This is a genomic window from Exiguobacterium sp. HSB13, from assembly GCF_056764755.1.
This window is the reverse complement of the sequence record NZ_JBUZOM010000001.1, coordinates 2,014,084-2,027,467: the sequence shown is the minus strand read 5'-3', so window position 1 is coordinate 2,027,467 and position 13,384 is coordinate 2,014,084. Positions and strand designations below refer to the sequence as shown.

The 13,384-nt window shown below is 51.9% G+C and carries 11 protein-coding genes; 9 read left to right on the top strand and 2 right to left on the bottom strand.

Annotation, left to right across the window (positions count from 1 at the left end):
- Window positions 1–8: 8 nt before the first annotated feature.
- Window positions 9–1,004: an ATP-grasp domain-containing protein gene (locus tag ACZGCQ_RS10645; protein ID WP_481266221.1), complete on the top strand. Its 996-nt coding sequence runs from the start codon at window positions 9–11 to the stop codon at window positions 1,002–1,004.
- A gap of 64 nt (window positions 1,005–1,068) precedes the next feature.
- Here the strand turns inward: ACZGCQ_RS10645 and ACZGCQ_RS10640 are convergent, their stop codons facing one another.
- On the bottom strand, window positions 1,069–1,827 hold the full coding sequence (locus ACZGCQ_RS10640) for a homing endonuclease associated repeat-containing protein (protein ID WP_481266220.1): 759 nt from the start codon (window positions 1,825–1,827) through the stop codon (window positions 1,069–1,071).
- Between the two features lie 28 nt (window positions 1,828–1,855).
- The gene (locus ACZGCQ_RS10635; protein ID WP_481266219.1) at window positions 1,856–3,124 is read right to left on the bottom strand and encodes an O-antigen ligase family protein; all 1,269 of its coding nucleotides are present in this window, start codon (window positions 3,122–3,124) and stop codon (window positions 1,856–1,858) included.
- A 338-nt stretch (window positions 3,125–3,462) separates the two neighbouring features.
- On the opposite strand from ACZGCQ_RS10635, the gene ACZGCQ_RS10630 reads away from it, so the two are divergent.
- The 8 genes from ACZGCQ_RS10630 to ACZGCQ_RS10595 are packed head-to-tail and all read left to right on the top strand — an operon-like array spanning window position 3,463 to window position 13,375.
- On the top strand, window positions 3,463–4,098 hold the full coding sequence (locus ACZGCQ_RS10630; RefSeq protein ID WP_231681773.1) for a YveK family protein: 636 nt from the start codon (window positions 3,463–3,465) through the stop codon (window positions 4,096–4,098).
- A 21-nt stretch (window positions 4,099–4,119) separates the two neighbouring features.
- A complete protein-coding gene (locus ACZGCQ_RS10625; RefSeq protein WP_481266218.1) occupies window positions 4,120–5,985 on the top strand; it encodes a polysaccharide biosynthesis protein in 1,866 nt (621 codons plus the stop codon).
- A gap of 15 nt (window positions 5,986–6,000) precedes the next feature.
- Window positions 6,001–7,260, top strand: coding sequence for an oligosaccharide flippase family protein (locus ACZGCQ_RS10620; protein ID WP_481266217.1), 1,260 nt, complete (start codon window positions 6,001–6,003; stop codon window positions 7,258–7,260).
- A gap of 12 nt (window positions 7,261–7,272) precedes the next feature.
- The gene (locus ACZGCQ_RS10615; RefSeq protein ID WP_481266216.1) at window positions 7,273–8,559 is read left to right on the top strand and encodes a hypothetical protein; all 1,287 of its coding nucleotides are present in this window, start codon (window positions 7,273–7,275) and stop codon (window positions 8,557–8,559) included.
- Window positions 8,549–9,583: an NAD-dependent epimerase gene (locus ACZGCQ_RS10610; RefSeq protein WP_481266215.1), complete on the top strand. Its 1,035-nt coding sequence runs from the start codon at window positions 8,549–8,551 to the stop codon at window positions 9,581–9,583. The genes ACZGCQ_RS10615 and ACZGCQ_RS10610 overlap by 11 nt, the downstream gene beginning before the upstream one ends.
- Window positions 9,573–10,922, top strand: a complete 1,350-nt coding sequence (locus ACZGCQ_RS10605; RefSeq protein ID WP_481266214.1) for a phenylacetate--CoA ligase family protein — start codon at window positions 9,573–9,575, stop codon at window positions 10,920–10,922. Before ACZGCQ_RS10610 ends, ACZGCQ_RS10605 begins: the two co-directional genes overlap by 11 nt.
- Window positions 10,923–10,934: 12 nt before the next feature.
- The gene (locus ACZGCQ_RS10600) at window positions 10,935–12,278 is read left to right on the top strand and encodes a nucleotide sugar dehydrogenase (protein ID WP_481266213.1); all 1,344 of its coding nucleotides are present in this window, start codon (window positions 10,935–10,937) and stop codon (window positions 12,276–12,278) included.
- Window positions 12,266–13,375: a glycosyltransferase family 4 protein gene (locus tag ACZGCQ_RS10595; RefSeq protein ID WP_481266212.1), complete on the top strand. Its 1,110-nt coding sequence runs from the start codon at window positions 12,266–12,268 to the stop codon at window positions 13,373–13,375. The genes ACZGCQ_RS10600 and ACZGCQ_RS10595 overlap by 13 nt, the downstream gene beginning before the upstream one ends.
- The last annotated feature ends 9 nt before the right edge of the window (window positions 13,376–13,384 follow it).

The following is a 13,384-nucleotide window of genomic DNA, read 5'->3' as shown; positions in this document are numbered from 1 at the left end:
ACTGCCTTATGAAGACTTTCCATTTGTTGATGACGAGCGTTGGTCGCCGGACGAAGCTGGTCGAGTATTTCGTCCGTGAGATGCCGGACGGTCACGTCAGTACCGCGGACTGTAGTCCACTCGCACCGGGTCTCTATATGACAGAACGCCACCATCTCGTCCCTTGCATCGATGCACCGGATTATATCGATCACTTACTAGAATTGTGTCAGCGCGAACAGGTGACGGCGCTATTGTCATTGATTGATCCTGAACTGGAATTGCTCGCAGCGGCGACGGAACGGTTTGAAGCCATCGGTGTCACAGTCCTTGTCTCACCGATGGATGCCTGTCGTCTCTGTTTCGACAAGTACGCGATGTATACGTATTGTGTCGCGGAAGGAATCGCGCATGCGCGGACATACGTGACGCTTGAGGCTTTCCGAAATGCACTTGCGCAAGGAGAGGTCCAGTTCCCGGTCTTCGTCAAACCACGCAATGGGAGTGCCAGTCTCCATGTCCAGGCAGTTTCTTCACTTGAGGTCGTCGAAGGATTATTCGCTACCTATCCCGATTTATTGATTCAAGAATACTTAAGAGGACAAGAGCTCGGTGTCGATGTCTATGTCGACTGGTTGACGCATGAAGTGACCGATATCTTCATCAAGGAGAAACTCGTCATGCGTGCAGGGGAAACGGATAAGAGTCGCTCCGTTAAACGCGACGATGTCTTTGAACTGGTCGAGCAGGTCTTAGATGGAACCGGTCTCGTCGGACCGCTTGATTTCGACCTGTTCGATGTCGACGGAACGCTCTACCTATCGGAAATCAATCCGCGATTCGGTGGGGGATATCCACATGCTTATGAATGCGGCGTTAATTTTCCGAAAGCAATCCGAAACAATCTACAGGGACGACGTAATCCCCGACGCATCGGGGCATATGCGGAAGACATCTATCTATTGAAGCACGACACGGTGACGCTGTTGCCTGCGTCTCTGCTTGAGCAAATCAAAAAACCATAAGCGTAAGAAAAAGGAGTGACTCGGTAGTGATACCGGGTCACTCCTTTTAGGTAGAAGAGCAGAATCAAGAAAGAGAGACGCGTGCACGCTTGAGGCATTGCACGGCGGAGGTCCAGCTACCGAAGAGAGCGTTGATCGTCGAGGTGCTCGGAACCGAGCGACCTTCTGCCCATTTCCGGTAATGAATGATGCTGAGGGAAGGTAATTCTTCTTGTGCCTGCCGCAGTGCTTCAAGGACATCTTCTTCGACCCATTTCCGGCGAGGCGGTGCGATGTCGAGGCAAGCGAGGGCATCTGCCCATGAACCGTATTTACGGGCAATCGTCGCGACTGTCGGATGACCATTTTCCTGTGCCCAAATCGCATACGTCTGTGTCGTCAGACGGGGGAGGACATCAGAAGCTTCGAGTAAGGCTGTGATGATCCGTTCTTCGGTCATCGAGATGGAGCGTGTCATCTCGATTTGTGCTTCTTCGAGCGCACGTGACCAAGAACCGAAACGTAAGTTGATCAATGTCAAGGAGGGTCCATGTTTCGCCTTTGCCCATTCCCGGTAGCTGTTGCTATGGAACGGGTGTAAGCGTGTCGAAGCTTCCTTGATGAAAGCAAGGATCTCTTCATCTGAAAAGTAAGGACGAATCGATGAGAGACCTGCCGCTTGGAGTGCTTCACGCCAAGAGCCAAATACATTGATGATCGTCGTGATCGATGGAATGTCTTTTCCGACCGACCAGCGCGCATACGTCTTTGCGTCGAGAGTGGGATATTCGATACTAGCTTCGATTAGGCTATCGATGACTTGTTGTTCTGTCCATTTCTTCATGATGTCATACCCCTTTCATGTAGGTGCTCTAGGTGTGGGTACTGTCGTGAGGTGGAAGTCGACGAAGCGACGTATAAGCGAGAAGGCTGAGCCAAATGAAATAAAATCCACTCGGTCTGACGAGAATGCTTTCCGTGAATTGAAGTAGTCCGAGCCAGCTAGCAAGCAACAGGGCGAGAAACGCGAGATTCGTCGTCTGAAGCCGAAACAGTCGATAGAACAAATACAGAAAGACTGCACCGTACAGCAAACAACCGATCAGTCCGAATTCATAGAGATAGGTAATCGGTGTGCTGTGGAACGTATAAAGAACTTGTTCATTCAGTTGCTCCTGCAGTCCGCGTGGAGCACTTCCAATTCCGTGCCCGAACCAAAGTGAATCAGCGGAAGCACGCCATCCTGCCTGCCAAAGCGTAAATCGTCCGTTGAGACTGAGCAAACGGGGAAGCAGTCCTTGAAATGCAAAGACGGCTAGGAGGATCAAGCTGCCCATGACGTAACATGCTGTCACCTGCAACCGCCGTCTCGTTCCCGGAACCATTCGAATACTCGTCAGCAGAGCAAGGAGGAGAAAAGAATAGATACCTGTCTGCGAACCGCTTCTGAGTAACGCGATGATGATGAGAAGGAGGAGGACGGCGTGCAGAAAGCTTTGCCGACGCGGGAACTGTCTGAGCAGATAGAACCAAGCAAACAGTCCGCCTGGAACAAGCCACGCTGCAAACGTATTCGGATTGTTCATCAGACCAGCGAGGCGAAGGAACGAGCCTTGTTCCCCGACGTACAGTTGAGGAAACGACAAAGGACCGATTCGAAGCCATTGCAGGTTTTCGACCGGAACATACTCTGAACCAAATGAGACGATGAGGGCGTAGGAAGCGAGAAAGACGGCTTGTCCATAAAGAAAGTGACACAACAGTCGTTGCCATTGTTCGATCAATGTACGCGAGAGCGAAGAGACGATGCCAGCGAATAGCCAAGTCGAAATGAGGTAAAGCGAAGCAAGAATACGATCCGTATTCGCGTTAAAAAAGAAAAAAACGATATGAAATGTCAGATAAATCAGAAAAATAAGTGCGATTTGATGTCCAGTCGCTCGGTTGACGCGATAGAACGGTCGTAAGATGAGCCAACAGACGCTGAACAGAACGATGTAGGCCGGAAGCAACCAAAGAGACCACTGTTTCGGCAACACTTCGTCCGTGAAAGATAAGGGACGAATCCAAGCATCGAGCATGATCCAAACGACTAGGATGGATAAGGCAAACGATGTGGGTATATTGACTGATTTTAACATGATTTCTAAAGACTATCCACCCTTCATATAGGACTTATTACCGATTTGAGCACTTTTTAATCATCAAATTGGTATTTACCCTTATCTTTCAAAACATCATGCAGATAAATGAAAAAATATTAAGGAAAACGTGATCATTTTTTCGTGAATCGCGTTTTTTTCGTGACGTGAATTCATGCGGTGAACTAGTGTCACGCAAGCGAGATAGCTACCGAAAAAAATATAATCATTTCCACCAAGCTCTAATTGTTTTGGGAGTCGATTGGAAATAAGGTGTAGACATAACCAATGTCCATCCATTCGGTCAAGCCAGAAAGAGGTGAACAACAGTGAGCTCGATGCATCAAAGAAAAACCTTCGGAGATCATTTGACGACACTCCGACGCGGCTGGTGGCTACTCGCACTCTTCATGATTCTTTTTGCGGGAGCCGGATATGCGCTTAGCACGTATGTCATCCCGAAGACATACGAGGCGACGGCCTACATCCTCGTCGTTCCTCAAGCGAACGCAGAGGCGACATCGACGCCGACACTCGTCAGTACCTATCAAGATATCCTACGAAGCCCAGAGGTCGTCGATCAGGTCGCCCAAAAGATGAACGTCACTGACAAGCGGTTATTCGATTTGACGGATCGTCTGACGGTCTCGAGCAATCTCGATTCGCAAGTCATCGCCTTATCCGTCACGGATCGTTCGGCGGAGCAGGCAGCCATCCAGGCGAATACGATGACGGAAGTCTTCCAGGATTATCTCCCACAACTGATCAACACGAGTAAGACGGAAGTGTTCTCGAGCGCACGGATTCCAACAAAACCTGTATCACCGAACATTCTAATGAATACAGGGATCGGTGGCGTCCTTGGTCTGATGCTCGGACTCCTGATCGTCTATTCTCGCTCGTTAAGCAAAAAGGAAGCGACACGCGAATCCACTGATAGTTATCCGAAAGCGATTCCCCGCAGTCATTCATGAGAGAGGAGAGGAGACACCGTCATGCAGCATTCCCCGCTCACCCCGTATCGTCGACAGTTGAAGATCGGACTCCTTCGCCTGATCGACGCCGGAATCATCGCACTCGCGACTGTCGTTACGTTCTACTTCTTTAATCCGCTCCATCTCACCGTCAACTTCGAGTTGCAGGACGCACTCGAAATCGCTCTCATCCAGTGGGTCGCTCTTACGTTCGTCGCACACTGGATGCGTTTTTATCAAATCATCTGGCGTTACGCGAGCCTTCGTGATCTCGCCGTTCTCCTCGTTGTCGTCCTCGCCAGCAGCTTCGTCTTACTAGGACTTGAATACGCATTGTTCGACTTCGCGGTCGAACGGGCGATCTTCCTACAGACCGGACTCGTCTTGAACGGTATCTTATTCGTCCGTCTGTTGATTCGTGGACGTAGCTTAAGACTCGTTCCTGACAATAAGACGCTTGGCAAACGAACGCTGATCATCGGTGCCGGTGCCTCCGGTCAGATGATCACAAAAGAACTGAAACAAAAGAAATCGCATATCTTAAACGTCGTCGGCTTACTGGATGATTTGCTCGAACTCCGCGGGATGCGGATTCACGGTGTTCCCGTCATCGGAGCAATCGACCAACTCGAATGCATCATCGAAGAACAAAAAATTGAAGCAGTCGTCCTGGCGATCCCATCGTTACCGTATCCGCAACGGGTTGAATTGCTGAACCGGATCAAACAAACCCAAGTCGAAGCGCATACGTTACCGATGCTCGTCGAACTGGCATCCGGAAAGGTCTCGATCAAACAGATCCGTGAAGTCTCGATCGCTGACTTACTCGGTCGGGAACCGGTTGAACTCGATATTACGGAAATCGAACGAAGCGTTCATGGCGCGACCGTCCTCGTCACCGGTGCTGGTGGTTCGATCGGTTCCGAAATTTGCAGGCAACTGATTCGCTTCCGTCCTGAACGGCTCATCCTTCTCGGACACGGTGAAAACAGCATCTACCTGATCCGCCGGGAGCTCGAGTGTCTCAGCCGGGACATCCAGTTCGAATCCGTCATCGCCGATGTCCAGGACAGTGACCGGATGCTTGAAGTCATGAGACGGTTCGAACCGGATCTTGTCTATCATGCAGCAGCCCATAAGCACGTGCCACTGATGGAAGATAATCCGAGCGAAGCCGTCAAGAACAACATATACGGCACACGCAACGTTGCTCGAGCGGCGGAAGCAGCTGGTGTCAAACGCTTCGTCATGATTTCGACCGATAAGGCCGTCAACCCGACGAGTGTGATGGGGGCGACAAAACGAATCGCCGAGATGGTCATCCAGCAGATGGCACGTAACAGCGAGACGACGTTCGCTGTCGTCCGGTTCGGCAACGTCCTTGGGAGTCGCGGTTCCGTCATTCCACTCTTCAAGGAACAAATCGCGAAGGGCGGACCGATCACGATCACCGATCCCCGGATGACGCGGTATTTCATGACAATCCCGGAAGCGAGTCGGCTCGTCATTCAAGCGAGTGTCCTTGCGAAAGGTGGCGAAGTCTTCGTCCTTGATATGGGTGAACCAGTCCACATCACGACACTGGCGAAGAACTTGATTCACTTGAGTGGCTTCACGGAAGAGCAAATCCCGATCGTCTACAGCGGCATTCGAAAAGGCGAGAAACTCTACGAGGAACTGCTCGCTCGCGATGAAGTCCATGACGAACTCGTCTTCGACAAGATCCTCGTCGGGAAGACACGACCTTTTGGATCCGTCGACCCGTACTTGCGTGAGATCGCCCAAGCGCTCGGTCAGGATGAGGCACTCCGCCAGTATTTGTTAGACGTCACGAACGAAACCGATACCGACCCGGTCGCACCAACGATACGGATCGCTCGCAAATAGAGAGGAGGGGAAACGATGAAAACGGCCCGGCTGTCCCGCTTCAATCTCATCTTCATTGCCGATACGGCGTACTCGCTCCATCAATGGATGATTTTGACGCTCCTGATCAAATGGAGCACACCGCTCAACATCGGTTACTTCAACTACGCCCTTGCCATCACCGCACCGATCGTCATGTTCTGTTGGCTGAACGCCAGTACGATCCTGACGGCAGAACGGGCTGGCCTGACGAACTTCTGGCTCTTCATCAAGACTCGTTTTTCACTCCTCTCGGCAGGTGTGTTCGTTCTCCTTGGGGTCTATTATTTCTTCGGTGAAGCGGACATCCTACTCCTGACATTACTCGTCTACCTGAATAAGTACATGGAGTCGTTCGCTGATCTCGCTTACGGTTTCCTGCAAGGACACACTGCCTTCAAGGAAGTCGCGGTCTCGAAGATCTTCCGTAGTCTCTTGAACGTCTCAGGCGCAGCACTCGTCCTCTTTACGACCCATTCGATTCACGGATTCGTACTCGCCTTGATTGCTGGGAACTTGATCATGCTACTCGCATACGACTTACCGACGATTCGCCGCGTCGGTCGTGGCTTTGACAATCAAGCGCTCGACTTACGATACCGGTCAGGCAAGGAGCTGTTCCTCAAAGCGATGCCACTCGGATTCGTCGCACTCCTGATCGCCTTGAATGCAAACATCCCGCGATTGTTCGTCGGTCACGCAATCGGAACGGAAGAGCTCGGTTATTACGCCAGCATCGCCTATCTACTCGTACTCGGCAGTCTGTTCATCCACTCCTTGATCGCCGTCTTGCTACCGAACTTCTCGTCTGAGACGGGCGAACGCCAAAGTTTACCGGAACTGCGCAAGCTGACTCGCTCGATGTTACTGATGACGAACATCGTCGGCATCCTGTTGATTGTCGGAGCGATCTTCTTCGGCAAGTGGGGCTTGACGATTTTCTACAACGCGTCGTTCGTTCAATACCATCTGATTTTCGTTTTAATGATGGTCGCCTCACTCTTTTTCTACAACTCGACCGTCATTCAGGCACTCTTGACCGGTTTTCAACAGTTCCGGATCCAGACGATCTCGATCTTCGGTAGTGTCGTCGTCAATCTGATCGCCTGTAGCCTATTGATTCCGCTGTACGGTCTATACGGGGCAACGATCGCTTATACCCTCTGCGCCGTCACTCAGATCGTCTTACTGTTACCGGCACTGTATCGATCCTTATATCCACGGGACGTCGCTCTCGTCGTCGAACAAAGCAGCTAAGGAGGGAAGAAGATGCGACCAATCCTACTACTCATCGTTCTCGAAGCGCTCGTTTGTCAATTCGCCCGGTCGCTCTTCCCGGACACCTACGTGACCGCCTTGCTGCTCATCAACTCGGTGTTGTTTCTTTATTACTTGCTTCGTCAAGCAGAGACGACACCACTCTTTCTCATCTTCATCACCGCTTTCTTCGTCCGATTGGTCCTGATGTTCATCGATCTTGAGCTGTTCCGCTTACCGCCACACAGTGGTGATGATACCGAGGCCTTTCATCTCGAAGGTGTCCAAATCTTTACCGATCCGTCGACATTCAACGATGTCGTTCGCGGGACCTATTCCAAGTTTCTCGGAATCTTCTACGTGATGTTCGGTCCTGAACGAATCCTTGCTCAGTTCTTGAACGTCATCCTCGGCGTCGTCGCCGTCGTCATCCTAGCGAAGACGCTGCAACGGTTACGCTTACCAGAACGCTACGTGTTCGCAGCGACACTGATCTTCGCGTTCTTCCCGCAAGGATTGTTGCTCTCACCGATTCTCTTACGTGACCAGATCGTTGCCCTGGGCATCGTCTACACCCTCTACTACATGGTGCGCTGGACGGAAGAGAAGTCTGGATGGTACATGACGCTCGCGTATCTCGGCTACTTCGTCAGTACGATGTTCCACTCCGGTCTTGCCGTCGGGATCATCGTCTTACTCGTCTACTTCTCATTTTACAGTCATGAGACACGACGAATGGACTTTGAACCGACGAAGGTGCAGCGCCTGATCTTCCAAGTGCTGATCGTTGGCTTCATCGTCTATAGCTTCCAGGACGTCTTGTTCGCGAAGTTCACCCACGTCTCAGAAAACGGACAGTTGTTCAGCGGGATGAGTTACGACCGTGGCGGCTCCGCTTATCTGAACGGATTGACGGTGACCGGTCCAGCTGACATGATTCTCTACTCACCGATTCGGACAATTTACTTCCTGTTCTCACCATTCCCGTGGCAATGGTCGAGCGTCATGAACATCCTGATTTTCTTCCTTGATGCCGTCTTCTACTTCGTCGCCTGTTTTGCGATCGTCCGGTCCTTTAAACTGATCCGTCAGCATCCGTTCGGCAGCGTCCTCTTCTTCTTTTTCCTTCTCTTTGCTCTTAACGCCGTCATCTTCGGTCTAGGAACCGGCAATGTCGGAACGGCCATCCGACACCGGTATAAGTTGTTTCCGATGTTACTCATCGTCTACACATCTGTTCACTATATGCGCTGGCAAGCGCGCCACTACTTCGAGGAGGTCGAACACCGTGCCGAATAAAACGATCTTAATCACTGGTATCGCAGGCTTCATTGGATTTCACGCCGCACGTCGTTTCATCCGGGAGGGTTACCGGGTCATCGGACTCGATGAAGTGAACGACTATTACGACCCGACGTTAAAGGAAGCCCGGCTCGCTGAACTTGGAACGAACTACACGTTTTACCGGGTCTCACTCGAAGAGACGGCAGCCGTCGCACGGATCTTCGAACAGGAATCAATCGATCTCGTCCTCCATCTGGCAGCACAAGCAGGGGTACGGTACAGCATCGATCGACCGGACGTCTACATGACGTCAAACATCGTCGGCTTTCTCTCGATTCTTGAGGCGTGTCGGCATTACCCAGTCGAACAACTGATTTATGCTTCCTCCAGTTCCGTCTACGGATCGAATACGAAGATGCCGTTCGCGACGACGGATGCCGTTGATCATCCGCTAAGTCTTTACGCCGCTTCAAAGAAAGCAAACGAGCTGATGGCACACACTTACAGCAGCCTCTACGGTATTAAGACGACAGGTCTTCGCTTCTTCAGTGTCTACGGTCCGTGGGGACGCCCGGATATGGCATTGTTCAAGTTCACGGAGGCGATCGCAAAAGGTGAACCGATTGATCTTTATAACTACGGCGAGATGGGGCGGGACTTCACTTACGTCGACGATATCATCGAAAGCATCTATCGCCTATTCCAGACTGAACCGGAAGCCGACGCGACGTTTGACGCTTCAAATCCCTTACCGGATCGCAGCAACGTTCCGTATCGTGTCTACAACATCGGCAGTCACAGCCCGATTCGACTGAACGAATTCGTTGCCTTGATCGAACGGCGCCTCGGCAAGACGGCAATTAAAAATGGAATGCCGCTTCAACCAGGCGACGTTCCAGAAAGCTTTGCTGACGTCTCCTCACTCTTTGAGACGATTGGTTACCGTCCACAGACGACGGTCGAAGCCGGCGTCAACGCATTCATCGACTGGTACGAGAGTCGCTACTTGCTGAAGGAGGAAATCCAAGATGGCGCTTAAGGAGGAATTTTACTATCGTTCCCCGATCTTCATCCAAAATTGGCTGACATCGTTATACGGTCGCAAGTTGATGCAAGAGCGATACGGTCCCTTCTACGAACAGAAGATGAAGGAACTCCGAATGAAGGACCGGACGCAGGATTATAAAGCGGAACAACTCGATCGCCTGAATGCCTTTCTTGCCTTCGTCGTGACGCACACACCGTACTACACACAACTCTTTTACGAACATGACATCCAGTTACCGTTGACATCACTTGAGCAGTTGAAGACGATTCCGATCCTTGAAAAAGAGACGCTTCGCCAAAATAACGATGCGTTCATGTCTCGTGTCGATGCGCCGGTCCGAGGACGGACGGGCGGAACGAGTGGAAAGTCGCTCCAAGTCGCATTCATGCGCGAGGATGTCCAGGAACGAATGGCCCATCTCGACTACTTCAAGGAACGTCACGGCTTTCACGCCGGGATGCGCCGGGCGAGCTTCACCGGTCGGACGCTGACAGCCGTCGATCAAAAGAAACCAATCTTCTGGCGGATGAATCGACCGCTCAATCAGTTATTACTTTCAATCTTTCACATGAAGGAAGAGAACTTTCCCGCTTATATCGAGGAGCTGAATCGCTTCCAGCCACGAGCACTCGACGGCACACCGACGGCGATGGTTGAAATCGCCCGCTACATGCTGAAGCATCACATTCGACTGGAGAGTCCGCTGATTGCCATTTTCCCGACTTCGGAAACGGTGACGGAGGAGATGCGCTCAATCCTTGAGGAAGCGTTCGGTGTTCCAGTTTTCGATCAATACGGTTCCTCAGAAGGCGCACCGATCATCTCAGAATGCAGTCATCGAAAACTTCATCTCCACCACGAGACGGGCATCATTGAACCATACGGAGAGGACGGCGAAGTCGTCGTCACGTGTTTTACGACACGGGGAACACCACTGATTCGTTACCGGATCGGTGACCGGATGACGCTCAGTGACGAGACCTGCAGCTGTGGCTTAAACGGACCTGTCATCGCTTCGATCGATGGACGGGGAACGAGTTACATCGTCAGCGAAAAGCGGGGCAAGGTGTTTGAAGGGGACATTACAACGATTGCCCGTGAACTACCGAACTCGGTCTTACGACTCCAAGTCGAGCAGCACGCGCTCAATCACGTGACACTACGCTATATTCCAGATGCAAAACGTTTCCATCCGAAACACGAACAGATCCTTTTAAACGAGATGCGCAAGTTACTCGGCTCCGAGATGAAAATCGTTCTTGAGCCAGTCGAACAAGTCAAGCAGGAACCAAACGGAAAAACGTTGATCGTCAAACAGTCGATGAAATAGGAGGAACCCACCATGAACAAGGCAGTCAAACACATCGTAGATACGACAGCAGCCCAAACCGGTGCACTTCCCATTGCCAACCGTTCGATTGCCGTCGTCGGACTTGGATACGTCGGACTTCCCGTCGCCGTCGCCTTTGGCGAAAAAACAGACGTCGTCGGCTTTGACATCAAGGAACAACGCGTTCAAGAACTGCAAGAAGGTATCGATGCAACACTCGAACTGAGTCCGTTCACACTGAAGAATGCAACGGTCGATTACGTTTCGGATCCTTCTGCTCTCCAAGCGAGCGACTTCATCATCATCGCTGTTCCGACACCGATCAATGCGCAGAATCAACCGGATTTAACGCCACTCTTACGAGCTTCACATCTCGTTGGTCGCCAGCTCAATAAAGGCGACATCGTCGTCTACGAGTCGACAGTCTACCCAGGGGCGACGGAAGAAGATTGTATCCCGGTCCTTGAAGAAGCATCCGGCTTACGCGCTGGCGTCGACTTCTTCGTCGGCTACTCACCAGAGCGGATCAACCCGGGTGACCACGAGCACACGTTCAAGACGATCAAAAAAATCGTCTCTGCCCAGGATGAACAGACACTCGACATCGTCGCAGAAGTCTACGAAGCGGTCGTGGAAGCCGGTGTCCACCGTGCTTCATCGATCAAGGTCGCAGAAGCGGCAAAAATCATCGAAAACACACAACGCGATCTCAACATCGCCTTGATGAACGAACTGGCAATCATCTTCGACCGGATGGACATCGATACGCTCGAAGTCCTCGAAGCCGCCGGTACGAAATGGAACTTCCTTCCGTTCCGTCCAGGTCTCGTTGGTGGTCACTGTATCGGCGTCGATCCATTCTATCTGACGATGAAAGCTGAGTCACTCGGCTATCATCCGGAAGTCATTCTCGCTGGACGCCGGATCAACGATACGATGGGACGCTTCATCGCAACAGCGCTCGTCAAGAACTTGATTAAACAGAACATGCCGGTCCTCGGCGCTCGCGTCACAATCCTTGGCTTATCGTTCAAGGAGAACGTCAGCGATATCCGGAACTCGAAAGTCGCGAACCTCGTCCGCGAAATCGAAGAGTTCGGCATCGACGTCCAGGTGACGGATCGACTCGTCGAAAAGAGTGAAGCGAAACGTGAGTACGGGATTGATCTACTCGAGATGAGCGAACTCAAACCAGCCGACGTCGTCATCTTCGCTGTCTCACACGAAGAATACGTCGAAGGCGGTTGGAATCTTGCACAACACTTATTAAAAGTCGGACGCGGAATCGTCGTCGACATCAAAGGGATGTTGCCACGGTCAGAACAGCCAGAGGGGGTCCACGTATGGCGCCTCTAAAGATTCTTCAAGTCTGTGCTCTCGATACGACGGCAGAGACGATGTTGCAGCCGCTCTTACTTGCTTTACAAAACGCCGGGCACGACGTTGGCATCGCTTGTGCCGACACCGGTGCCTCGGCAAAACTCGCAGCGAAGGGCTTCCGAATGCACGACATTCCGATCGAGCGCCGGATCGACTGGACGAGTAACTGGCGTACGATCCGAGAAATCACGCGAATCTTGAAGGAGGACGGCTACGACGCCGTCCATGTCCACACACCGGTCGCCGCCGCCCTCGGACGCGTTGCCGCGAAACGGGCCGGAACGAAGCATATCGTCTATACGGCACACGGCTTTTACTTCCACGAGAAGATGGGGCGGATGACGTATCAGCTGACATACTCCGTCGAGAAGTGGCTGGCGCGTTTCGCAACCGATTATCTGCTCCTTCAAAGCGAGGAAGATTATCAACTCGCCCAGCGCAAACGCTTTAAAGCGAACACGCGCCTGATGCACCTTGGAAATGGCATCGACTTGACCCGCTTCTATCCACGCCCGCGCGAAGCCGGGGCACCGTTTACCTTCCTCTTCATCGGTCGGATCGTCGAAGAGAAGGGGATTCTCGAACTGCTCGATGCGTTCGAGGATGTCGTCTATCGTCACCCCGAAGCTCGCCTCGTCATTGCCGGTGAGATGATGGCAAGCGAGCGCGATCAAACGACGAAACACTTATTCTTACGGCGGATTCGCGAGATTCCAAACGTCGACTACCTCGGATTCGTCGAAGATGTACCGAGCTTGTTCCAACAAGTCGATGCCTTCGTCTTACCATCACATCGCGAAGGCGTACCACGATCAATCATCGAAGCGATGGCGAGTGCTAAACCGGTCATCGCAACAAACATCCGCGGCTGCCGCGAAGAGGTCGTCGAGGGGAAAACGGGTTATCTCGTTGAAGTCCGCGACGTCACAAAGCTCGCTAAACGGATGAACACACTCGTCGAACATCCAGACCGTGCCAACGAGATGGGACGGAACGGATTTGACCGTGCTATGAAACATTTCAACGAAGCCGACGTCATCAAACGACAACTTGATCTCTTTTCAGCTATGTAAAAGGAGGAC